Source organism: Streptococcus mitis (assembly GCF_047465045.1).
Taxonomy (GTDB): Bacteria; Bacillota; Bacilli; order Lactobacillales; family Streptococcaceae; genus Streptococcus; species Streptococcus mitis_DT.
Genome location: NZ_JASHAR010000019.1, coordinates 1 through 24,073, shown reverse-complemented (window position 1 = coordinate 24,073; position 24,073 = coordinate 1). Strand labels below are relative to the sequence as shown.

The window sequence follows — 24,073 nt, the reverse complement described above, 5'->3', positions numbered from 1 at the left end:
AAGAAAACTGAAAGGATTTACCATGTCAAAAGAAGTTATTGTTGAAAGTTTTGAACTTGACCACACTATTGTTAAAGCACCCTATGTTCGCTTGATTGGGGAAGAAACAGGACCAAAAGGAGACATCATCTCCAATTATGATATTCGCTTGGTGCAACCAAACGAAGACTCGATCCCTACTGCTGGCCTTCACACTATTGAGCACCTCTTGGCCAAACTCATCCGTACCCGCATTGACGGTATGATTGACTGTTCACCATTTGGATGCCGCACAGGCTTCCATATGATTATGTGGGGACGCCATACCAGCGCCGAGATTGCAGCTGTTATCAAGGATTCGCTCAAGGAAATCGCTGAAACTACTACTTGGGAAGATGTTCCAGGGACAACCATCGAATCTTGTGGAAACTACAAGGATCACAGCCTCTTTTCAGCTAAAGAATGGGCTAAACTCATCCTTGAACAAGGGATTTCAGATGATGCCTTTGAGCGCCATGTGATTTAAACACAAAAAAGGAACCAGTTTTTTCAGCTGGTTCCTTCTTTTTTATTCTCAAAATTTTGTCTTATACTCAATGAAAATCAAAGAGCAAACTAGGAAGTTATCCACAGGTTGCTCAAAACACTGTTTTGAGGTTGCAGATAGAGTTGACGTGGTTTGAAGAGATTTTCGAAGAGTATTAGGCTTTTTCACGAATAACTAGAACGCCATCTTCCATGTCGGCTTCCAAATGTTTGGCATCTAGATTATCCAAGTGGAAGTCTGTTACCTTATCACGAATTTCTTGTTCAACCACGCGACGGAGAGGACGAACACCCATGACTTCGTCATAGCCTTCTTCTGTGATATAGTCTTTAGCCGCTTGACTGACTGCCAAGTCAATGTCTTTCTTAGCCAAGGTTTGGTTGACTTCAGCCAACATCAAGTCTACAATCTTAGAAAGGTCTTCCTTCGTCAAGTGTGAGAACTCAATAACTGCGTTGAAGCGGTTAAGGAATTCTGGGCGGAAGAATGGTTTCAAACGATCCATGAGTTCTGGTTTATCCGCATCTTCTGTCAAGTTAGCTTCATAGCCAAATCCAGCATTTGATGTTGCGATAATAACTGTGTTCTTGAAGTTCACTGTATTTCCTTGACCATCTGTCAAACGACCATCATCGAGGACTTGGAGGAGAAGAGTAATGACTTGAGGATCAGCCTTTTCAATTTCGTCCAAGAGAATGATAGAGTAAGGATTGCGACGCACACGTTCTGTCAAGGTATTGCTATTGTCATCATAACCTACATAGCCTGCTGTTGTACCAATCAGCTTAGAAACGGCTGTGCGGTCACTGTATTCTGACATGTCCAAACGGATGATAGCGTCCTTGGTCCCAAACATATCAAGAGCTAATTGCTTAGCCAACTCAGTTTTACCAACACCAGTTGGTCCCACAAAGAGGAAGCTACCGATTGGGCGATTGCCTTCATCGAAACCAGCACGGTTACGACGGATGGCACGAGCTACAGCTTCAACTGCCTTGTCTTGGCCAATCACCTTGTCTTGCAGACGATGAGCCATATCTTTCAAACGTTCGATGTCTGATGCTCCCATTTGTGACACTGGGATACCCGTCATTCGTTCCACAGATTCAGCCACATCGTTGACACTTGCAGTCACCTTCATATCTTCTGTGTGGTTTTCGATTTTCTTTTCCAATTCTGCGATACGTGTTTTATAGTTTAGGGCTGCTTCAAAATCTTCTGCTTCAACTGCTTTTTCTTGCTTGTCTTTTTCTGCCTCGATTTCCCGTTCAACAGCATGTACATCTGTTACAGGATGTTGAGCTGCCAAGTGAGCTGCCGTTACATCGACAAGGTCAATAGCCTTATCTGGCAAGCTGCGTTGTGGAATGTATTGGACAGAATAATCCACCGCTGCTTTCAAAACCTCGTCTGGCAAGATGACATTGTGGTGTTGTTGATAAAGGTCACGAATTCCTTGAAGGATTTTAAAGGTATCCTCTGCTGAAGGAGCATTGACCTTAACTTCGTTGAAACGACGAGCAAGAGCCGCATTCTTCAAGATGGTGTTACGGTATTCATCTTGAGTTGTCGCTCCAATCACTGTCAATTCACCACGAGAGAGAGCTGGCTTGAGAATGTCCGCAAGCCCTTTAGAACCACTATCTCCACCAGTGCTACCAGCACCAAGGATTTGGTGAATTTCATCAAAGAAGAGAATAATATTTCCTGCTTCTTTCACTTCATTGACTAGATTTTGGACATTTTCTTCAAAGCTACCACGGTATTGAGTACCAGCCTCAAGACCTGAGATATCAATAGAAATAATTTCCTTATTCTTGATGGCAGCCGGAACATCTCCATTCACAATAGCTTGTGCTAGGCCTTCTACAACCGCTGTCTTACCAACACCTGCATCTCCGACCAAAACAGGATTATTCTTGGTGCGACGTGAGAGGATTTCAGATGTTTCTTGAATTTCCTTGTTTCGTCCGATAACAGGATCCAACTTGCCTTCACGCGCTTCTGCTGTCAAGTTACGACCAAGTTTAGCAAGGACACCATCTTGTTTCATACCTGATGCCTGTTGTTGCATTTGTCCATCAGATTCTGCATTTCCTGGCAATTGGCCCGTTGCACGATAATGAGCAAATTCCTCAGGTGTGACTTCACGTCCATTAATCAAGTAGCGACGGTTTTCAGAACTGTATCCTCGCATACCACCCATCAATTGGTTAAACAAATCATCCATGTTGTTAAAATTATTAAAATTGTTGTTCATATTCTTTACCTCTTTTTGTTTACTTAGTTATGATTACTGATATTGACTATCTTTGACCTTTGTTTTAAAAAATTTAGACTAGCTAAATCGCTACTCTAGGTACTATTTCTGGTTTTTCTTTTTCAAGCAGGAGTAGACTATCTTTACTTCTGAAGATTTCTAGATTAAACATAGACACACCTCTTTCTATTTTACTTTAAATAATACTCTTCGAAAATCTCTTCAAACCACGTCAGCTCTATCTGCAACCTCAAAACAGTGTTTTGAGCAACCTGCAGCTAGCTTCCTAGTTTGCTCTTTGATTTTCATTGAGTATAAGCGTTCGAGTAAGGCTTTCATTTACCTTACGTTCATAATATACTACATTAGTCAGAAAAGGTCAAGAGATTTGACTTTAATTGACCAATATTTTTTAATCGAGTAGGGGATAATCTCTAGCCCCTCTCACACCACCGTACATGCCGTTCGGCATACGGCGGTTCAACTAACTTTTAACGCATGTCGTTCAAGGTAATAATCCAAACATGAAACCAGTCCGCGTTTTTCAAGGACTGGTTTTGATATCGCACGTTTAAGTACCGACTTCTAAGCTACTAATTGATAGTGGTCGCCCCAGCCAGATACCTTATCTGCTATCCATTTAGGAACCCCTAACTTAAGCAATCCCCATAATCGTCTAGATTTCTTCTTTCATTGCTTCCAGATAATCACTCGTAGGCGAGTACGCAAGCGCTCATCTATGCTAGTGACTATACTTTTCATATTTCCCAATGAGAAATAGTTTATCCATCCTCGAATGAACAAATTCAGTTGCTCAATACGTCTTGTTAGGTCTATACTCCATTTCCTCTGTGTTAGTTTCTTCAATTTAAGCTTAAATCTCCGAACACTATCTTGATGGGGACGACTTTTCCAACCGTCTGATGATTTCCAGAACCCAAAACCTAGATATTTCAACTCTCTTGATCTGGTAATCTTAGTCTTAGTCTTGGTCATGTTTACTTTCAAACCTAGCCGTTTCTCAATAAAACGACTGAATGAATACATCACACGTTTAGCGGAGGCCTCGCTTCCGACCGTAATCACACAATCATCTGCGTAGCGTACAAATCGAAGCCCTCTCTTTTCTAATTCCTTGTCCAATTCATTAAGCATGATATTGGATAAGAGAGGAGATAAATTTCCTCCCTGTGGCGTGCCAACTAGTGTTTTATGACGCTGACCGTTAATGATAACACCTGAATGAAGATACTTACGAATCAAGGATTCCGTATCTCCGTCTTCGATAATGTTATGTACTAAGGACATCAATCTATCTTGAAGAACTGTATCGAAAAATTTCTCTAGGTCTATATCCACTATCCACTCATAGCCGTCATTTAAGTGCTCTAAGAGCTTCATGATAGCTTTTTCACACGACCTATTTGGTCTAAATCCATAACTCGTATCTGAGAAATGGGGTTCACAGATAGGGCTAATGACTTGAACAATGGCCTGTTGAATCATTCTATCCATAACTGTTGGAATTCCTAGTTGACGGATACCTCCGTTTGGTTTGGGAATCTCAACTCTGAGAACTGGTTGAGGCTTATATTTTCTCTGTTTTATCAGTTCCTTAGTCAGGCGCCAGTTTTGTCTGAGATAATTATCCATATCTTCGATAGTAATTCCATCAATCCCAGCTGAGCCCTTATTGGATTTTACTTAATTGTAAGCTTCCAGCATATTTTCGCGTGATAATATCTTATCTAGCAATTTTGACATGTGCGTATTCCTTTCTTGTTTTGGTGCCTGAGGGACATCTTATATTGGTGAACCTTTATCTAGTCAGTACGTGACAGAGTCTAGTTCTATCAGACCGTTCGTTTTACAGGCAAAAGTGAAGTAGGATTACTTCAATTAGTTGTTCACCCCTTCGCTCCACTTCCATTACAGAAGTTTCCTCACTACTATGGGCTCGGCTGACTTCTCATGATTCGTTGTTACTACGCTTTCAGCGCTCATGAGACCTCACGGGATAAATCGTACATCTTTCCTCGTTTATACAAGATATGAGGACGTTAAAAGGTTACAGTGAAAATAGGAAATCTGACGCAGAGTCTTTAGACTCTAGGAAGATTTATCTTTTTCACACAAACCTTAGTCCGAATTCAATTACTCTCGTAATTTACGCATATAGGTTACGACTAGCTTTTTGGACTTTAGAGTTTCAGGCCCCCTTATCCGCTATATACGCCTTACTATCACGTTCCTGTTTGTAGAGCCACGGTTTCGCTATCCCTTCCTCTCCCCGCTACCTCACGATAATCAGGCTTGGGAATCGCTATTGGGTTCACCGGTAGCGGGTGCCCACGGAGGACTTACACCTCAGATGAACAACATGCCCGTCGTACCAAAAAGAAGAACTAGCTGTTTAACTAGTCCTCCTTTGTATTATTTTATGTAATCTTAGCTCAATGCATCATCCATTGAAAGAACTTCGTGGAAGACACGTTGTGTCAATTCAGTTTTTTGTTCTGGAGTGAGGTATTTAGTGTTTACACAGTATCCAGAGATACGTACGATAACGTCTTCACCTGACATGATCTTTTCGTAAACATCGTTCAAGTCCATAACGTTCAAGTTAACGTGTTGTCCACCGTTTTCGAAGTAACCATCAAGGATTGTTACCAAGTTATCAACTTGTTCGTCACGAGTCTTACCAAGAGCGCGAGGTGAAACTTGAGTTGTCAATGAGATACCATCAGCTGCATAACTAAAGTCAAGGCTAGAAAGTGAGTTCAAGTTTTGCAACCATCCACCTTTAGCTTTGTTAGATGGGTTAGCACCTGGTGAGAAGAATTCAAGTTTAGACAAGTTCACAGAACCATCTTCGTTGAGGTATACACCTTTGTGAACTGGTGAGTTACCAGTTTGTTTAGAGTAAGCAACGTTAGATGTGATTGTCAAAAGTGATACTGTAGCTTCAGCGTCTTTGTAAAGTTTGTGGCTACGTAGACGAGTTGTGTAAGCTTCGATCAACCATTCTGCCAATTCGTTTGAACGTGGGTCATCTTCACCCCAACGTGGGTATTCACCGATTGTTTCGTAATCGTAGATGTAGCCATTTTCGTCACGGATTGGTTTAACTGTAGCGTATTTGATAGCTGACAATGTATCAACAGTGTTAGCAAATCCACAGATACCGAATCCCATGTTCGCACGTTGTTTAGTTGGCAAGAAGGCCATTTGAACAGCTTCGTAGTTGTATTTATCAGTCATGTAGTGAATGATGTTCAAAGCATCTACGTAAGTGTCAGTCAACCAGTCAAGAGATTTTTCAAAGTTAGCTTTAACTGATTCGAATTCAAGAACTTCATCACGGATTGGTTCAATGTCAAATACTTTGTAGTCTTTGTGAACATCGTCGTAACCACCGTTCAAACCAGTAAGAAGGGCTTTCAATACGTTTACACGCGCACCGAAGTACTGGATGTTGTGGCGTTGTTCTTCATTTTCTGGGTCAAGTGGAGACACACAGCATGAGATACAGCTCATTTCACCATATCCATCTTTAGCCATTGTTGTTACACCTTCGTATTGGATAGAAGAGTGTTTGTGGCTCATGTGCATACAGTAGCGACGGAAGTTGTATGGCAATTTGTCAGTCCAAAGAACTGTCAAGTTTGGTTCTGGAGAGTTACCGATGTTGTCAAGAGTGTTCAAGAAACGGTAGTCCATTTTAGTAACACGGTGACGACCGTCGTTACCCATACCAGCCATAGAAGTTGTGATGAAGGTTGGGTCACCTGAGTACAATTGGTCATAAGCTTTTGTACGAGCAAACTTAACTGTACGAAGTTTCATAACGAAATCATCAACAAATTCTTGGATTTCTGATTCAGTAAATGTACCACGAGCAAGGTCACGTTCTGCAAAGATGTCCAAAACGATTGGTACACGTCCGAGAGATGTAGCCGCACCGTTGATAACACGGCAGACAGACATGAAGGCGATGTTAACCCATTGGATTGCTTCTTTAACGTTCATCGCTGGTTTGCGAACGTCAACTCCGTAAAGGTCACCCAAGCGAACAACTTGTTGCAATGCTTGGTATTGAAGATTGATTTCTTCACGAAGACGGATTGTTTCTTCATCGATTTCTTCAATTGCATTCCAGTCGTTTACTTTTTCTTGCATCAAGTAGTCTGCACCGTAAAGAGCAAGACGTGCGTAAACACCGATGATACGTCCGCGTGAGTATGCATCTGGAAGACCAGTTACAGTGTGAGCGTGACGAGCGCGACGGATGTTTGAAGTGTAAGCACGGAAGATACCGTCGTTAACTGTTGTTACATATTTAGTAAAGATTTCGTGAACAGCTGGATCTGGTTCGTATCCATTTTCTTTCAAAGTAGTTTCAGCCATACGGATACCACCTTTTGGCATGAAGTTCAATTTGAAGAGTTCATCGTTTTGGATACCGAAGATAACTTCGTTTTCTTTATCGATAAATCCTGCTGGGATATCAGCGATAGATGTTGGACGAGTGTCCATTGGGAAACGAGTTTCTTCGTAGTGTGCTTTAGTTTCTTCTACAATTTTTTTGATGTGAAGTGAACGTTCTGTTGGTCCTGCAAGGAAGCTTTCGTCTCCATCGTAAGGTGTGTAGTTAGCTTGTACGAAGCGTGATACACTTGCTTTTTCTTTCCAATCTACGCCTTTGAAGCCTTCCCAAGCTTTATCAAAAATATCTTGTGCTTCAACAACTGTCTTAACAACCATGTTAATGTCCTCTTTTTTCTTTCTAGTAACAACCATCTGTTACATTCATGAGACAAGTATACCACACAGTAACCGATTTCAGCAAGTGGAAAATCCCTATTTTTACACTTTCTTTTCTAAAACAGTCTATATTTTGTTCTAAACTGTATTATATTTTTGAAAAAACGAAGTCCTTTTTCCTTTTTTTCAGAAAAAAGGGTATAATGAAAGAAAATAAGCAGTAATACTCAATGAAAATCAAAAAGCAAACTAGGAAGCTAGCCACAGACTGCTCAAAGCACTGCTTTGAGGTTGTAAATAAGACTGACGGAGCCAGTAACATATACCTACGGCAAGGCGAAGCTGACGTGGTTTGAAGAGATTTTTGAAGAGTATAAAAAGGTGCTAAGCATGTTGATTTTTCCCTTATTAAATGATTTGTCAAGAAAAATCATCCATATTGACATGGATGCCTTTTTTGCTGCGGTGGAAATCAGAGATAATCCTAAACTCAGAGGAAAACCTGTCATTATCGGAAGCGACCCTCGGCAAACAGGTGGGCGTGGTGTCGTTTCCACTTGTAGCTATGAGGCGAGAGCTTTTGGTGTCCATTCAGCCATGAGTTCCAAGGAAGCTTATGAACGTTGTCCCCAGGCCGTCTTTATCTCAGGAAATTATGAGAAATACAAAGCTGTGGGACTCCAGATTCGAGCTATTTTTAAGCGCTATACAGATTTGATTGAACCCATGAGCATCGACGAAGCCTATTTGGATGTAACAGAAAATAAACTCGGTCTCAAGTCAGCGGTCAAAATCGCTCGCCTCATTCAAGAGGATATCTGGCAAGAACTCCATCTAACTGCTTCTGCCGGCGTTTCTTACAACAAATTCTTAGCTAAAATGGCCAGTGACTATCAAAAGCCACATGGTCTGACAGTGATTCTACCTGATCAGGCTGAGGATTTTCTCAAACAAATGGATATTTCCAAGTTTCATGGAGTAGGAAAAAAGACGGTGGAACGTCTGCATCAAATGGGTATTTTTACTGGCGCTGATTTGCTTGAAGTCCCTGAAGTAACCCTAATAGACCGCTTTGGCAGACTGGGCTATGACCTGTATCGAAAGGCTCGTGGTATCCACAATTCCCCAGTTAAATCCAATCGCATCCGTAAGTCAATCGGTAAGGAGAAAACCTATGGAAAGATTCTCCGTGCCGAGGAAGACATCAAAAAAGAGCTGATTCTTCTATCAGAAAGAGTCGCTCTCAATCTCAATCAGCAAGAAAAAGCTGGAAAAATTGTCATTTTGAAAATCCGCTACGAGGACTTTTCAACTCTTACTAAACGAAAAAGTCTTGCTCAAAAAACACAGGATGCTAGTCAGATAAGCCAAATAGCCCTGCAACTCTATGAAGAATTAAACGAGAAAGAAAGAGGTGTCCGCCTATTGGGGATTACCGTGACTGGATTTTAAAACCTTGAAGAGTTGCCCCTTCAAGGTTTTTCTTATACAAATAAACGAACAAAGCTATAAAGTAGCAAGACACTACCAAGCACGATGCGGTATTTACCAAAAAGGGTAAAGTCGTGTTTTTTTACATAGCTGGTCAAAAAGCGAATAGCCACCATGCTGACTGCAAAAGCGACTCCCATCGCAACCAAGAGCAAGAATAATTGCCCAAAGCTCAAGAGTTCTCCTGCTTTTATAAATTTGAAAATCTTTAAGGCACTAGCTCCAAACATAACAGGAATCCCAAGATAGAAGGTAAATTCTGTCACAACTGAACGACTGGTTCCATTTAACAAACCACCGACAATCGTTGCGCCTGAACGACTGGTCCCTGGTAAAAGGGCAAGAACTTGGAAAAGACCGATATAGAAGGCTGTCGTATAAGGAAGCTTGTCCAACTCTGTTACACTTGGCTCGATAGCACGCGCTTTATTGCGCTTTTCCAAATAGATAAAGGCAATCCCATAGATAATCAACATGAGAGCCACAGAAACCATGTTATGGAAGTGGGTATCAAACCAATCATCAAATTTAAAGACGGCAAGCAAAGGTAAAGTGGCAACCAAGACCTTCAACCACAATCTCCAAGTCTTACGAACTTCCTGCTTGTCCTTAGTCGATTTAAAAGGATTGAGCTTGTTAAAGTAAATCACCATAACCGCTAAAATCGCACCAAGCTGAATCACGACATTAAACATGGACATAAAGGATTCATTTTGATTTTGGTATTGGATAAATTCCTCTGCTAAAATCAAGTGACCTGTACTGGAAATCGGCAACCATTCCGTAATTCCTTCAACAATCCCGAAGAAGATAGATTTTAAAATTTCAATAAGATACATAGATTACTCCTTTTTCTATCTTCCATTATAGCATATTTTTTCAGCCAGTGATAGCTCTCTTTAAAAGGCACCGATACTGCCACCACCTCCGCCTCCAGAGAAGCCACCGCCAGAACTTCCACTTCCAGAAGATACGGAGTAGGTACTTGCTGTATTTGCGACACTAGCATAATGGCTCATTTGCGCGCTTGAATGATAAAACATACTATGCCAGCCATAAGCTACATATAGATTGATATCTGGATTTTCCACTTGGATATGATGAACCTTCATCAAATGGCTGACCTTGTCCGCATAGCCAAATAAGGTTGCATAGACCAAGAGGCGATTCCAGACCACAATACTTTCCAATTCAGCCTGATCCAATCGTGCAATCTCACGCAACATATTTTCAAAACTGGTCCAGAGATAGTATACTTCTGCTCCTGCTTCATTTAGGACACCATCACGATTATCTAATCGAAGCTTCCAATAATAGAAAACAGCCAAAACCAAACCTAGAAAACCAAGTATTGGCAAGGGGATGTAAAGATATCCATAAACATCCAAACTGTACAAGAACAAACCAAATCCGATAAATAGGGACAAGATAGTCAAGACACCCATACCTACTTGCAAGGCCTTTTCCCCACCAGTTAAAAGACGATAATAATCTGGAAGTCCCCAGAAGATAACCCGATTTCTCACTCCTTCTTGCATCTCTTTCAATACTTCTTCAAAAGAAGATTTGAGCTGACGCCCCTTTGCTTGAATCCGTTTTTCATCAGAAACTTTTGCTCTACGATAAAGACTATCAGATACCTTGTAATCCGCAAACAAATTGGAAAGAGTTTCTTCTTTTTTGCCTGAAAAAGCTAGATTTAGACAGTCTTTCTCAAAACTGGACAAACCGTCTTCTTTTACCAGTCTCAAGCCAACTGCATCTCCCTCTGAAATAATAGAGACATTTCCACGGTCAATCACATCTAACAAGGTAGCTTGAATAAGTTGGTCAAAGGTGAATTTGCCAGCTCCTTTGGTTAGAGGACTCACTTCATCCAAGGAAGTCGAGTAGACAGCCTCTGATAAAACCATAGGTTCTAATTCCATTGGTGGTTCATAGAGACGATGATTTTTGGCATATTTAACCGAAGGAGTGGTCTTTCTTCTATAGATGAAATAGAAGCAGACGCTCAATAACAGAGAGATGGAAAGTATGGAAGGAAACACCCAAGTAACGAGTTGTTTACTCTGATCTTTTTCTTTAAAAATCGAGTCTTCTATCTTATTAAACTCTTCTAAACGATTCCCTTTCAATCCCTGATCCCTAGCGCTAGCAAAATCGGTCCGAGGCCAATAGGCATGTAACTCAACTCCACGTTTAGCCGGAAGATTGTCTAAACGGATAGTATAATCAAGGTTACTCTTTTCAACCGTTCCCTCTCTAAAAAGTTTCCCTGTATGGAAAAAGAGTTTTTCAGCCCCCTTGTCTCCCCTTACATGAAATTCAAACTTCCCAATAGCCCCTGAACTATCTGTCAGAGGTTGCCAATTTAATTCAGCGATATCATCATAAAGGAAAAGCAAATTCTTTAAGTTCCAAACGAGGTCAACTTCAACTGTGTCGCCTTCTTGACCTGGATTATAAACTTTAACAGTATAACCATCTGTTCCTTCTATCACTTCGCTAGTAACGTCTGCTAGTTCAGCACCATTTTTCGAGGCCTGAACCTTTGGATGAGGATCAATGTCAAATCCGCTAGGCATCTTGCCAGCACGTCCAAGTCCCACAATTTGACCCTTAAAGTCCTCCTCAAACTGGTAAACTATCTTCTGTCTAAATTCTGCCGTATTGTCTGCATGAATATACAAATCTCCTTGATAAGAGTTTATCTTGAAATCAATGGCAAAAACAGAGAGTGGCAGAAGGCAAAACAAGCCTAAAACCAGTAAGAAAAAAGTTTTTTTCATCAACTAAGCCCCCTTTTTATCTTTGCTATCATTATATCATTTTTTCTCAAGTAAGGGCTTACCTGTATTGAAAAATAGAGTTTTTTTCGATAAAATAGGAGACAGTTATTTTTTAATAGATTAGAAATAGGAGAAATCATGAGAAAAATATACTTATCTATTTTCACAAGTCTCTTGCTGATGCTGGGACTTGTCAATGTTGCCCAAGCCGATGAATATTTACGCATCGGGATGGAAGCAGCATATGCTCCCTTTAACTGGACTCAGGATGATGATAGCAATGGGGCTGTCAAAATCGATGGGACTAACCAGTATGCTAACGGATACGATGTTCAAATCGCCAAGAAAATCGCTAAGGACTTAGGTAAAGAACCTTTGGTTGTTAAAACCAAGTGGGAAGGCCTAGTTCCTGCCCTTACTTCTGGTAAGATTGACATGATTATCGCTGGTATGAGTCCTACTGCCGAACGCAAACAAGAAATTGCATTTTCAAGCAGTTACTACACTAGCGAACCAGTTTTGCTTGTCAAAAAAGATTCTACTTATGCAAACGCAAAATCTTTGGATGACTTTAACGGTGCAAAAATCACTTCTCAACAAGGTGTCTATCTTTATGACTTGATTGGTCAAATCCCAGGCGCTAAAAAAGAAACTGCCATGGGAGACTTCGCTCAAATGCGCCAAGCTCTTGAGGCTGGTGTCATTGATGCTTATGTTTCTGAACGCCCAGAAGCTCTGACTGCTGAAGCTGCTAACTCTAAGTTCAAGATGATTCAAGTAGAGCCAGGTTTTAAAACTGGGGAAGAAGATACAGCTATCGCCATTGGACTTCGTAAAGATGACAACCGTATTAGCCAAATCAATGCCAGCATTGAAACCATTTCAAAAGACGATCAAGTTGCCTTGATGGATCGTATGATCAAGGAACAACCTGCCGAAGCTACAACAACTGAAGAGACTAGCAGTAGTTTCTTTAGCCAAGTCGCTAAAATTCTTTCTGAAAACTGGCAACAACTTTTGCGTGGTGCTGGTGTCACTCTTTTAATCTCTATCGTCGGAACCATCATAGGTCTCATTATCGGCCTTGCCATTGGTGTCTTCCGTACTGCTCCTCTATCTGAGAATAAAGCCATTTATGGTCTACAAAAACTAGTCGGCTGGATCCTCAATGTCTACATTGAAATTTTCCGTGGTACGCCAATGATTGTTCAATCGATGGTTATCTACTATGGAACTGCCCAAGCTTTCGGTATCAACCTTGACCGTACACTGGCTGCTATCTTCATCGTTTCGATCAACACCGGTGCCTACATGACTGAAATTGTTCGTGGTGGTATCCTAGCAGTTGACAAGGGACAATTTGAAGCCGCGACTGCTCTTGGTATGACCCATAACCAAACCATGCGTAAGATTGTCCTACCTCAGGTTGTCCGCAATATCCTACCAGCAACTGGTAATGAATTTGTCATCAATATCAAAGATACATCTGTATTGAACGTTATCTCTGTTGTCGAACTTTATTTCTCAGGAAATACCGTGGCAACGCAAACCTATCAATACTTCCAGACATTTACAATCATCGCCGTGATTTACTTTGTCCTCACCTTTACCGTAACACGTATCCTACGCTTCATCGAACGCCGCATGGACATGGATACCTATACTACAGGTGCTAACCAAATGCAAACGGAGGATTTGAAATAATGACACAAGCAATCCTTGAAATTAAACACCTCAAAAAATCCTATGGACAAAACGAAGTGCTAAAAGACATTTCTCTGACTGTCCACAAGGGAGAGGTCATCTCTATCATCGGAAGCTCTGGAAGCGGAAAATCAACCTTCCTACGCTCCATTAACCTCCTTGAAACGCCAACTGATGGACAAATCCTTTATCATGGACAAAACGTCCTCGAAAAAGGCTATGACCTCACGCAATACCGTGAAAAGTTGGGGATGGTGTTCCAATCCTTTAACCTCTTTGAAAATCTCAACGTGCTTGAAAACACAATTGTCGCTCAGACAACTGTCCTTAAACGCGAACGTACAGAAGCTGAAAAGATTGCCAAAGAAAACCTAGAAAAGGTCGGCATGGGGGAACGCTACTGGCAAGCCAAACCAAAACAACTCTCAGGTGGTCAAAAACAACGTGTGGCCATCGCTCGTGCCCTTTCAATGAATCCTGACGCCATTCTCTTTGATGAACCAACATCAGCTCTCGATCCAGAAATGGTTGGAGAAGTCCTCAAAATCATGCAAGATCTGGCTCAGGAAGGCTTGACTATGATTGTCGTAACCCACGAAATGGAATTCGCCCGTGACGTCTCTCACCGTGTTATCTTTATGGATAAGGGTGTGATTGCTGAAGAAGGCAAACCAGAAGACCTCTTTACCAATCCTAAAGAAGATCGTACAAAAGAGTTCCTTCAACGCTATCTCAAATAAAAAGAAAAGGCTGCATCCTTGTGCAGTCTTTTTGTTATCCTATAAATGAAAAGGCAGACCCTATTCAAGAATCCACCATTATCCAAAGATTAATCTTCAAATTTTTCATGATTTTTATCATAGAAATCAATTAAACCTAGAGCCGTTTCAAACGAAATATTTTTAACTTTTGCACGCCCCTGCGCTAGAGCAATGATAGACATTTCACGAGCATTCGTTTCTTTAGAGATACGGTAGCCTGTGATTTTCTTATCACGAACCCAGCCAACAACTGATTCTACTTTTTCAAAGTTTGACTTAGCCATGTCTTTCTCCTATTTTCTTATTTACGATATTTAATTGTATACGCTTTTATGCTTTTTGTCAATAAAAAAACATATATTCAATAAAATAAACGCCCTTATTTTTACTTGCTATCTTATTAAAGCTTATAATATATAGGTTTTTCACTGTCGAAAACAATTTTTATAGTTCTTTAAAACAATTGTATTATTAAATCTTATTTATGTAATAATATTCATATTTGACAGATGCTGATTCTCGATAATCTAGACATATTCTAATCTTATTTCATATTATTTATTCCACTGTAAAACAAAAAAATTTGACAAAATAATCTTCTGCTCTAAACCATTTCTAACGAGTATTTTTCTCCTTTTAGACTTTTTCATGTCTGCACCAGCATTCAATCATTTGGTCAACTTGTACTATTTATTTACTTTATCAAGTTTACTTTTTATTTCTTCAAACCTATAAAAAGATGAGTAGTTAGGAAACAATAGTATCCTATCTTCCAACATTTTCCACTGTTTTTATCTTCTTAGTATCTTATCACTCTTCTCAGTTAACTCAGTATAAGGCTTCTCATTAGTATTGATTATTTTTTCTAATTCCTATTATATTTAGCCAAATTTCAGATTAGCTATATATAAAATAGTAGATTTCAAAAAACTCCTTACATATAACAAGTAATTTTACTCCCTTACTATAAACTGAATCAAAAAACATAGGTACTATAATGAGTTATGATAGAAATAGCGTAACCGATTTCCTAAGTCCATAGGAATCGCCCCCTTTCTTCATCTTCATTATAGCACCTATACATCAATTGTGCAAATAATATGATATTTTTTTATTAGTCCTCAGACAAGCATATTATAGAGCGTTTCGTTACCATTTAAGTTAATATAAGCTGGATCAAAACCTTCCATTCGACGAATCAAGCCTGCATAATCATGCTTATCTGCCAAGGCAATCCCAATCAATACTGGGCCTGTCCCCTTGCTAGCTCGTTTGATATACTCAAAACGTGTGATATCATCATCTGGCCCCAAGATATCATTTACAAATTCACGCAAAGCCCCCGGACGCTGTGGAAAATTAACCACAAAGTAATGCTTGATTCCATCATAAATCAAGGCACGCTCTTCCATTTCTGGCATACGGTTGATATCATTATTTCCTCCAGAAATGATACAACAAATGGTTTTCCCCTTGATATATTCAGCCAAAACCTCTAAAGAAGCGATACTAGCAGCTCCAGCAGGTTCTGCGACAATCCCTTGCTTAGAGTAGAGGTCAATCAAGGTTTCAGAAATCAATCCCTCATCGACACCTACCAAAGTTTGAACATGTTGACGAGTTGCTTCATAGGTCAACTGACCTACCTTTTGCACAGCAATCCCATCCGCAAATTTGTCAATTTCTTTGAGTTTAACAGGTCCACCAGCTTCAAAAGCAGCCTTCATGGAACGCGCTCCATTAGCCTCTACCCCAATGACTTCAATTTCTGGACTTGTTTCCTTGATATAGGTAGAAACCCCAGCAATGAGACCGCCACCACCAACAGGAACCAAGACAGCATCAAAATAAATCGATTCTTTTCGAGCTTCTTCTAAAATCTCATAAGCAACTGTCCCTTGACCAGCTTGAACATGGGCATCATCAAAGGGATCAATAAAGGTACGATTTTCAGAAACTGTAAATTCTTGAGCTGCTTTAGCAGAAGCATCAAAAGTATCTCCAACTAGTTTAATAGTTACGAAGTCCCCACCAAAAAAGCGAACTTGACCAATTTTTTGTTGCGGAGTAGTAATGGGCATAAAGATAGTAGCAGGAATCTTCATTTCATTACAAGTATAGGCAACTCCCTGTGCATGATTCCCCGCAGAGGCACAGACTACCCCACGCTCACGCTCTTCCTTGCTGAGCTGCGAAATGGCATAATAGGCACCACGAATTTTAAAAGAACGAACACGTTGAGCATTTTCCTTTTTCAAATAAATCTTAGCACCATACTTCTCCGATAAATAATGGTCGTAATCCAGTGGGGTATTCACAACCACACCGTTCAAGACTTTATGAGCCTTGATTATATCTTTTGAACTTAACATCATTTTCTCCTAGACTATTTCAAACTTATCGTAATCCATCTTTTAAAAAGAGATGAATTGATTATAAAAGCGAGTTAGTCCCCCAACTCGCCTTCACCTTACTTTCTATCAATTAGTTATAGATTTTGAATGCATCATCGTCGTTTTTACCAACGAATGGCATTGCTTTACGCAATTCTGCACCAACTTTTTCAATTTCAAGGTTAGCTGCTTGTTCACGGTAAGCAGTCAATTTTGGACGTCCAGCTTTATAGTCATTTACAAAGTCATTTGCAAATTTACCATTTTGGATGTCTGCCAAGACAGCCTTCATATTTTCTTTAACTTGTTCAGTGATTACACGTGGACCTGATACATAGTCACCGTATTCAGCAGTGTTTGAAATAGATTGACGCATTTTCTTGAATCCACCTTCGTAGATCAAGTCAACGATCAATTTCATTTCGTGAAGAACTTCAAAGTAAGCCAATTCTGGAGCGTAACCTGCTTCTGTCAAGACTTCGAAACCTGCTTCGATAAGGGCAGTCAAACCACCACAAAGTACAGCTTGTTCACCAAACAAATCTTCTTCAGTTTCTTCTTTATATGTTGTTTCAAGAAGACCTACACGAGCTGCTCCAACACCTTTACACCAGTCCATAGCAATGTTTTTAGCATTTCCTGTTGCATCTTGGTATACTGCGTAAAGAGCTGGAACACCAAATCCTTCTTCATAAGTACGACGCACCAAGTGTCCTGGTCCTTTAGGAGCACACATAAAGACATCTACATCCGCAGGAACTTTGATAAATTCAAAGTGGATGTTGAAGCCATGGGCAAACCCAACTGCATTTCCAGCTTCCAAGTTTGGAGCGATTTCTGCTTCGTACAATTCTTGTTGGATTTCGTCTGGTGCCAAAATCATGATAACGTCAGCCAATTTAGTAGCTTCTGCTACTGTGTAAGTGTCAAATCCATCTTCTTTTGCTTTATCAAAAGATTTACCTGGACGTACACCGATGATGACATCGCGACCTGAATCACGCAAGTTTTGCGCATGCGCATGTCCTTGTGAACCATAACCGATAACGGCAATTTTTTTACCGTCAAGTGCTGCTACTTTAACATCTTTTTCGTATTCCATTTGAACTGCCATAGTTTTTTCTCTCTTTTCTATTATTTATTGCCTTTTAGGCTGGATTAACAAATTTAAGTTGGATTTTTAATCACGGGTAAATCCAGTGGCACCCGTTCGAGCAATATTGCGAATACCGTATGGTCGAATGACTCGCAACAGAGCTTCACTCTTTTCAGCATTTCCTGTCATTTGAATAGTAATCGAGCTTGGCGCTACATCTACCACCGTTGCACGGAAAGGTTGAATAATCGCTAAAATCTCAGCGCGCTTCTCGGCTGGTGCTGACATCTTAACCAAAATTACCTCGCGCTCCAAATGAGGCTTGTCTGTAATATCTCGAATGCGAATCACATCAATATGACGATTAAGTTGCTTAATGATTTGCTCCACTTCATCATGTGAAGCTACATCAATAATAATGGTGATACGCGATACATTCGGATCTTCTGTTGCTCCAACAGAGATGCTTTCGATATTAACCTGACGACGAGATAGAACGCCAGTAAAACGATTGAGGACTCCTGAACGATTCTGTAGTTTTGCTGTTAACATTCTACGCATGGAACTTCACCCCCAACATCTCATGATTACTCTTACCAGCTGGTACCATTGGTAGCACCTGTTCCTTACGAGAAATATCTACCTCGATTAGCATAGGAACATCCTCAGTGATGACTTCAAGGTCTTGATCCAAGGTCTCAGGATTGTCAAATTTATAGTTTTTAATACCATAAGCTTGTGCCATCAATTGGAAATCAGGAAGAGTATCAAAGACCGACTCAGATGTTCTACCTTCATAGAAGGATTCTTGCCACTGGCGGACCATTCCAAGTGAGTGGTTGTTCAGCATAACCACCTTGATTGGCACCTTGTAAATGTTCAAAATAGCCAATTCCTGGTTAGTCATTTGGAAACCACCATCCCCAACAAACAAGACCACTTCCTTATCTGGGTTAGCAATTTTAGCTCCAATTGCTGCTGGAATTCCGAATCCCATCGTTCCCAAACCGCCTGAAGTCACTAACTGACGCTCATTTTGGTATGGATAATACTGAGCTGTCCACATTTGGTGTTGACCAACGTCTGTGACCACAATGGCATCCCCGTTCGTCAATTCACCAATGCGTTCAATAACGGCTTGCGGTTGAACCACACGCTCTTTCTTGTCATAAGAACGAACACGGTTCTTGTCTTTAGTAACTTTCTCAATCCATTTCTCAGTATTGTTATGAACTGTCGGTTCTGCTAGTAACATTTGCAAGGCTTTCTTAGCATCTCCAACTACAGGAATATCTGCACTGATAATCTTGCCAATCTCAGCTGGGTCAATATCAATGTGAGCAACCTTGGCATTCTTAGCGAAGGTCTTAGGATTTCCTGTCAAGCGGTCATCGAAACGGCAACCAATACTAATCATAAAGTCAGCTTCCGTCATGGCAATATTTGCTGCGAATGACCCGTGCATCCCCCCCATTCCAAGGAAGAGTGGATGACTTGTTGCAATCGTTCCTTGCCCCAAAAGACTGGTTACCACCGGAATTTGATATCGCTCTGCAAATTCATTTAATTCAGCAGCTGCTTCAGCATAACTAATCCCACCACCAGCTAGCAAGACTGGTTTTTTAGCCTTGGATAATTGCTTCAAGATTTTCTTGATTTGCATATCATTTGGCTCAAGAGTCGGTTGATAGCTTGGTAGGTTCACTTCTGGTGAATAGATGAAGTCTGTTTCCAAAGCAGATACGTCTTTAGGTAGGTCAATGACGACTGGCCCTGGTCGACCTGTAGTTGCGATATGGACAGCTTCCGTAATGATTCGAGGGATATCAGCTGTCTCACGAACTTGGTAATTGTACTTAGTGATTGGCATGGTAATTCCCACAATGTCTGCCTCCTGAAAGGCATCCTTCCCAATCCCTGCTCGCGCCACCTGACCTGTAAAGACCAAAAGGGGAACACTGTCGCTCATGGCATCCGCAATCCCTGTAATGGCATTTGTTGCTCCCGGTCCGCTAGTGACGACGGCAACACCCAACTTTCCAGTTGATTTGGCATAACCTTCAGCTTCATGCAAACAACCTTGCTCATGGCGTCCTAGAATGTGGCGAATGCCTTTAAAATTATATATCGCATCATAAAAAGGCAAGACTGCACCACCAGGATAACCAAAGATGGTATCAATTCCTAAATCACGAAGTGTTTCCAAAACTAGGTCCGACCCCGTCTTAGGAGATTCTAAACTGATTTTCTCCATTGTTCCCCTTTCTCTTCTCTTAAAAATAACTTGTTTCTATCATACCATTTTTTCAAAATTTTTCAAGAGAAAAGAAGAAATTTTCTGAATTTTCTATTTTAACGTTTATTTATGAATAATCATTTTGTTTTTATGAGTTTTAAAAGGTATTTTATATTCTTTTTCAAGTTATTTCCATTTATATTATGAATGTCCTTCGCAAATTATTTCAACTAATTTTTAGATAAAGTTTTTTGAGTGCACATTTACAGAATTTATAAAATTTATCGTAACAATCCAAAAAAAAGGAAGCCACTAAGTGACTTCCTTCTAGAGTGAAGACTGATTAGTCTTCACCTTTGTTTTTCTTAATGATTTCTTCTTGTACTGACTTAGGTACATCTTCGTAGTGGTCAAATACCATCATGAATGTACCACGTCCTTGAGATGCAGAACGAAGAACTGTTGCGTAACCGAACATTTCAGCAAGTGGAACGTAAGCACGAACGATTTGGCTGTTACCGTGTGCTTCCATACCATCTACACGTCCACGACGAGCAGTTACGTGACCCATAACATCACCAAGGTTTTCTTCTGGAACAGTGATTGTTACAAGCATCATTGGCTCAAGGATAGCTGGTTGTGCTGATTTAGCAGCTTCTTTAAGAGCAAGTGAAGCCGCAATCTTGAAGGCAGTTTCAGATGAGTCGACATCGTGGTATGAACCATCGTAAAGCTTAGCTTTAACGTCAACCATTGGGTAACCTGCAAGTACACCGTTAGCCATAGATTCTACCAAACCTTTTTCAACCGCTGGGATAAATTCACGAGGAACCACACCACCGACGATTGCGTTTTCGAATTCGAATCCTTTACCTTCTTCGTTTGGAGTAAATTCAATCCATACATCACCGAATTGACCTTTACCACCAGACTGACGTTTGAAGAATCCACGTGCTTGAGTAGAAGCGCGGAATGTTTCACGGTAAGATACTTGAGGAGCACCTACGTTTGCTTCAACTTTGAACTCACGACGCATACGGTCAACAAGGACGTCAAGGTGAAGCTCACCCATACCAGAGATAACTGTTTCACCAGTTTCAACGTTTGTTTCAACGCGGAATGTTGGATCTTCTTCAGCCAATTTTTGAAGGGCGATACCCATCTTGTCTTGGTCAGCTTTAGATTTTGGCTCAACCATCAATTGGATAACTGGTTCTGGAACGTTGATTGACTCAAGAATGATTTTAGCTTTTTCATCTGTCAATGAGTCACCAGTTGTAGTATCTTTCAAACCAACGGCAGCAGCGATATCACCTGAGTAAACAGTGTCAATTTCTTGACGGCTGTTGGCGTGCATTTGAAGGATACGTCCGATACGCTCACGTTTACCTTTAGAAGTGTTCAATACGTATGAACCTGATTGAAGAACACCTGAGTAAACACGGAAGAATGTCAAACGACCTACGAATGGGTCTGTCATGATCTTGAAGGCAAGAGCTGCAAATGGCTCTTCATCAGATGCTGGACGAGTTTCTTCTTCATCTGTATCTGGGTTGATACCTTTGATCGCTGGGATGTCAAGTGGGCTTGGAAGGTAGTCAATAACCGCATCAAGCATCAATTGAACACCTTTGTTCTTGAAGGCAGAACCACACAATACTGGGAAGAATTCAACGTTGATAGTCGCTTTACGGATACCAGCTTTCAATTCTTCGTTAGTGATTTCTTCACCTTCGAGGTATTTCATCATCAATTCTTCGTCAGTTTCAGCAACTGCTTCGATCAATTTTTCACGGTATTCTTGAGCTTGGTCAAGGTATTCAGCTGGGATGTCTTCTTCAAGGATATCTGTACCAAGGTCGTTAGTATAGATTTCAGCTTTCATCTTGATCAAGTCGATGATACCACGGAAGTCATCTTCAGAACCGATTGGCAATTGGATTGGGTGTGCATTTGCTTGAAGACGATCGTGAAGTGTGCTTACAGAGTAAAGGAAGTCAGCACCGATTTTGTCCATTTTGTTGGCAAATACGATACGTGGAACTCCGTACTCAGTTGCTTGACGCCAAACTGTTTCAGTTTGAGGCTCAACACCTGATTGTGAGTCAAGAACGGTAACCGCACCATCCAATACACGAAGAGAGCGTTGTACTTCGATTGTGAAGTCCACGTGTCCTGGTGTGTCGATGATGTTTACGCGGTGGTTGTTCCATTGAGCTGTTGTCGCAGCAGATGTGATAGTGATACCACGCTCTTGCTCTTGCTCCATCCAGTCCATTTGTGACGCACCTTCGTGAGTTTCACCGATTTTGTGGATTTTACCAGTGTAGTAAAGAATACGCTCAGTAGTTGTTGTTTTACCAGCATCGACGTGAGCCATGATACCGATATTACGAGTTTTTTCAAGTGAAAATTCGCGTGCCATGAGGTTTGTTTCTCCTATTTATTTTTGATTTCTATTCTATTATAACACGATTTTAATAAAAACGGATAGGCAGGACCTACCCGTTCTCAATGTTTTCATGCTATTGTTGGTTTCAACTTGTAGATTTACAAGTTGAATTGAACTCGGGCTAAAGTTAATTAGCCGATTTGAGCCGGAACGGGATGCTGTGTGAAAAAGATAAACTTCCTTGTATTCGTCGAATACTGCGTCAGTTTCCTATTTTCACCTTGCATCCTTACCGTTCCTAGCATCATGATTTAGTTGAGCTCAAGCTAAAAGTCTGGAGATAAAGATGAATCTCATTGGTTGCAATCGCAACCTGCTTTGATTCCCTATTTTCTCTGGGACTTTCTTAACGCTTTCGCATCCTATCTTACCAACGGAAGTGTGCGAATGCACGGTTAGCTTCAGCCATACGGTGAGTGTCTTCACGTTTCTTAACAGCTGCACCAGTGTTGTTAGCAGCATCCAAGATTTCTTTTGCAAGACGGTCTTGCATTGTGTGTTCACCACGAAGACGAGCGATTGTTACCAACCAACGAAGTCCAAGTGTTGTACGACGTTCTGGACGAACTTCAACTGGGACTTGGTAGTTAGAACCACCAACACGACGTGCACGTACTTCAAGTACAGGCATGATGTTTTCCATAGCTGTTTCAAATACTTCAAGTGCATCGTTTCCAGTAGCTTCTTTGATTTGCTCAAAGGCACCGTAAACGATTGAAGCAGCTGTACCACGTTTACCATCAAGCATAACGCGGTTGATAAGACGAGTAACTAGTTGTGAATTGTAAAGCGGATCTGGCAATACGTCACGTTTTGGAGCTCTATTTTTACGACTCATTTCTCTTTATCCCCTTTCCTTATGCTTTTGGACGTTTAGTACCGTATTTTGAACGGCCTTGTTTACGATCGTTAACACCTGCAGTATCAAGTGCACCACGGACGATATGGTAACGTACCCCTGGAAGGTCTTTTACACGTCCACCACGAAGAAGAACCACGCTGTGCTCTTGCAAGTTGTGTCCGATACCTGGGATGTAGGCAGTAACTTCGATAAGGTTGCTCAAACGTACACGAGCGAATTTACGAAGGGCTGAGTTAGGTTTTTTAGGTGTCATTGTTCCAACACGAGTTGCAACACCACGTTTTTGTGGTGAAGAAACGTTTGTTTGAACTTTTTTATGACTGTTGTAACCAACGTTCAAAGCTGGTGATTTAGATTTTTCTACTTTTGATTTACGCGGTTTGCGAACCAATTGGTTAATTGTAGGCATCTACATTCTCCTGTGTTTTTTTTATTTTTGGTGATGATACACTTGGTGACAGCTATCATCTGTGTGTACTTTTGCAACATTTGTCAGCACGTCCCTGTACACTCTTGAGAGACCAAAAGTAAAAAGTACCGTCTATCATTGTAACAAATTTTTCCCTTGCTTGTCAAGATATTTTTCTTTTTTGTATGCGGTAGAATTTTTTAGGTAACTTCTCAAAGTAACTTCCACTTGCCTGACCAAAGTGGAAATTAGTCTAAAACGGATTTTTATGGTGGAATTAAGTGTGAGACGTTTGAGTTAGAAATGAGATCTACTATGACAAAATATAAA

General features: G+C 40.7%; 16 protein-coding genes and 1 pseudogene. 4 read left to right on the top strand and 13 right to left on the bottom strand.

What is annotated here, in order from left to right:
* The first annotated feature begins 22 nt into the window (after window positions 1-22).
* Window positions 23-505 carry an S-ribosylhomocysteine lyase gene (locus tag QM409_RS09185; protein ID WP_000032547.1) on the top strand — a complete coding sequence of 161 codons (483 nt, stop codon included), beginning with the start codon at window positions 23-25 and terminating at the stop codon, window positions 503-505.
* 175 nt (window positions 506-680) lie between these two features.
* Here the strand turns inward: QM409_RS09185 and QM409_RS09180 are convergent, their stop codons facing one another.
* From QM409_RS09180 to pflB, 3 genes and pseudogenes are all read right to left on the bottom strand, one after another.
* Window positions 681-2,786, bottom strand: a complete 2,106-nt coding sequence (locus QM409_RS09180; RefSeq protein WP_414305568.1) for an ATP-dependent Clp protease ATP-binding subunit — start codon at window positions 2,784-2,786, stop codon at window positions 681-683.
* Between the two features lie 480 nt (window positions 2,787-3,266).
* Window positions 3,267-4,550: pseudogene (ltrA, locus tag QM409_RS09175) on the bottom strand (group II intron reverse transcriptase/maturase).
* A gap of 684 nt (window positions 4,551-5,234) precedes the next feature.
* Window positions 5,235-7,550, bottom strand: a complete 2,316-nt coding sequence (gene pflB / locus QM409_RS09170) for a formate C-acetyltransferase (protein WP_049532477.1) — start codon at window positions 7,548-7,550, stop codon at window positions 5,235-5,237.
* Between the two features lie 390 nt (window positions 7,551-7,940).
* Between pflB and dinB the strand changes: the two genes are divergently transcribed.
* Entirely contained in the window at window positions 7,941-9,002 is a 1,062-nt protein-coding gene (dinB, locus tag QM409_RS09165; RefSeq protein WP_084925628.1) for a DNA polymerase IV, read from the top strand.
* 32 nt (window positions 9,003-9,034) lie between these two features.
* Here dinB and QM409_RS09160 read toward each other — a convergent pair whose 3' ends face one another.
* Both QM409_RS09160 and QM409_RS09155 read right to left on the bottom strand, forming a co-directional pair.
* Window positions 9,035-9,880 (bottom strand): undecaprenyl-diphosphate phosphatase, encoded by an 846-nt coding sequence (locus QM409_RS09160; RefSeq protein WP_084925626.1) that lies wholly within the window; start codon window positions 9,878-9,880, stop codon window positions 9,035-9,037.
* 60 nt (window positions 9,881-9,940) lie between these two features.
* Window positions 9,941-11,830, bottom strand: coding sequence for a DUF2207 domain-containing protein (locus QM409_RS09155; RefSeq protein WP_084925624.1), 1,890 nt, complete (start codon window positions 11,828-11,830; stop codon window positions 9,941-9,943).
* 138 nt (window positions 11,831-11,968) lie between these two features.
* Between QM409_RS09155 and QM409_RS09150 the strand changes: the two genes are divergently transcribed.
* Together QM409_RS09150 and QM409_RS09145 are read left to right on the top strand one after the other, a co-directional pair.
* Window positions 11,969-13,534, top strand: a complete 1,566-nt coding sequence (locus tag QM409_RS09150) for an ABC transporter substrate-binding protein/permease (protein WP_414305569.1) — start codon at window positions 11,969-11,971, stop codon at window positions 13,532-13,534.
* On the top strand, window positions 13,534-14,274 hold the full coding sequence (locus QM409_RS09145) for an amino acid ABC transporter ATP-binding protein (RefSeq protein WP_000189477.1): 741 nt from the start codon (window positions 13,534-13,536) through the stop codon (window positions 14,272-14,274). Before QM409_RS09150 ends, QM409_RS09145 begins: the two co-directional genes overlap by 1 nt.
* Window positions 14,275-14,363: 89 nt before the next feature.
* Here the strand turns inward: QM409_RS09145 and QM409_RS09140 are convergent, their stop codons facing one another.
* The 8 genes from QM409_RS09140 to rpsL all read right to left on the bottom strand — a co-directional run bounded on the left by QM409_RS09140 (window position 14,364) and on the right by rpsL (window position 23,743).
* Complete coding sequence (locus QM409_RS09140; RefSeq protein WP_001130035.1) at window positions 14,364-14,579, bottom strand: hypothetical protein; 216 nt, start codon at window positions 14,577-14,579, stop codon at window positions 14,364-14,366.
* An 837-nt stretch (window positions 14,580-15,416) separates the two neighbouring features.
* Window positions 15,417-16,667 (bottom strand): threonine ammonia-lyase IlvA, encoded by a 1,251-nt coding sequence (ilvA, locus tag QM409_RS09135; RefSeq protein ID WP_125392904.1) that lies wholly within the window; start codon window positions 16,665-16,667, stop codon window positions 15,417-15,419.
* A 112-nt stretch (window positions 16,668-16,779) separates the two neighbouring features.
* Window positions 16,780-17,802 carry a ketol-acid reductoisomerase gene (gene ilvC, locus QM409_RS09130; RefSeq protein ID WP_000290683.1) on the bottom strand — a complete coding sequence of 341 codons (1,023 nt, stop codon included), beginning with the start codon at window positions 17,800-17,802 and terminating at the stop codon, window positions 16,780-16,782.
* 66 nt (window positions 17,803-17,868) lie between these two features.
* Entirely contained in the window at window positions 17,869-18,345 is a 477-nt protein-coding gene (gene ilvN / locus QM409_RS09125) for an acetolactate synthase small subunit (RefSeq protein ID WP_414305570.1), read from the bottom strand.
* Window positions 18,338-20,038, bottom strand: a complete 1,701-nt coding sequence (locus QM409_RS09120) for an acetolactate synthase large subunit (RefSeq protein WP_000411736.1) — start codon at window positions 20,036-20,038, stop codon at window positions 18,338-18,340. The genes ilvN and QM409_RS09120 overlap by 8 nt, the downstream gene beginning before the upstream one ends.
* Window positions 20,039-20,363: 325 nt before the next feature.
* Entirely contained in the window at window positions 20,364-22,445 is a 2,082-nt protein-coding gene (gene fusA, locus QM409_RS09115) for an elongation factor G (RefSeq protein ID WP_000090348.1), read from the bottom strand.
* Window positions 22,446-22,839: 394 nt separating this feature from the next.
* Entirely contained in the window at window positions 22,840-23,310 is a 471-nt protein-coding gene (gene rpsG / locus QM409_RS09110) for a 30S ribosomal protein S7 (RefSeq protein WP_000087873.1), read from the bottom strand.
* 19 nt (window positions 23,311-23,329) lie between these two features.
* Window positions 23,330-23,743 (bottom strand): 30S ribosomal protein S12, encoded by a 414-nt coding sequence (gene rpsL, locus QM409_RS09105; protein ID WP_001142332.1) that lies wholly within the window; start codon window positions 23,741-23,743, stop codon window positions 23,330-23,332.
* Window positions 23,744-24,073 lie beyond the last annotated feature (330 nt).

Excerpts from the sequence above, each read along its gene's own strand:
- QM409_RS09185 (WP_000032547.1), top strand. The coding sequence starts at position 23 with ATGTCAAAAGAAGTTATTGTTGAAAGTTTTGAACTTGACCACACTATT.
- QM409_RS09180 (WP_414305568.1), bottom strand. The coding sequence starts at position 2,786 with ATGAACAACAATTTTAATAATTTTAACAACATGGATGATTTGTTTAAC.
- pflB (WP_049532477.1), bottom strand. The coding sequence starts at position 7,550 with ATGGTTGTTAAGACAGTTGTTGAAGCACAAGATATTTTTGATAAAGCT.
- dinB (WP_084925628.1), top strand. The coding sequence starts at position 7,941 with ATGTTGATTTTTCCCTTATTAAATGATTTGTCAAGAAAAATCATCCAT.
- QM409_RS09160 (WP_084925626.1), bottom strand. The coding sequence starts at position 9,880 with ATGTATCTTATTGAAATTTTAAAATCTATCTTCTTCGGGATTGTTGAA.
- QM409_RS09155 (WP_084925624.1), bottom strand. The coding sequence starts at position 11,830 with ATGAAAAAAACTTTTTTCTTACTGGTTTTAGGCTTGTTTTGCCTTCTG.
- QM409_RS09150 (WP_414305569.1), top strand. The coding sequence starts at position 11,969 with ATGAGAAAAATATACTTATCTATTTTCACAAGTCTCTTGCTGATGCTG.
- QM409_RS09145 (WP_000189477.1), top strand. The coding sequence starts at position 13,534 with ATGACACAAGCAATCCTTGAAATTAAACACCTCAAAAAATCCTATGGA.
- QM409_RS09140 (WP_001130035.1), bottom strand. The coding sequence starts at position 14,579 with ATGGCTAAGTCAAACTTTGAAAAAGTAGAATCAGTTGTTGGCTGGGTT.
- ilvA (WP_125392904.1), bottom strand. The coding sequence starts at position 16,667 with ATGTTAAGTTCAAAAGATATAATCAAGGCTCATAAAGTCTTGAACGGT.
- ilvC (WP_000290683.1), bottom strand. The coding sequence starts at position 17,802 with ATGGCAGTTCAAATGGAATACGAAAAAGATGTTAAAGTAGCAGCACTT.
- ilvN (WP_414305570.1), bottom strand. The coding sequence starts at position 18,345 with ATGCGTAGAATGTTAACAGCAAAACTACAGAATCGTTCAGGAGTCCTC.
- QM409_RS09120 (WP_000411736.1), bottom strand. The coding sequence starts at position 20,038 with ATGGAGAAAATCAGTTTAGAATCTCCTAAGACGGGGTCGGACCTAGTT.
- fusA (WP_000090348.1), bottom strand. The coding sequence starts at position 22,445 with ATGGCACGCGAATTTTCACTTGAAAAAACTCGTAATATCGGTATCATG.
- rpsG (WP_000087873.1), bottom strand. The coding sequence starts at position 23,310 with ATGAGTCGTAAAAATAGAGCTCCAAAACGTGACGTATTGCCAGATCCG.
- rpsL (WP_001142332.1), bottom strand. The coding sequence starts at position 23,743 with ATGCCTACAATTAACCAATTGGTTCGCAAACCGCGTAAATCAAAAGTA.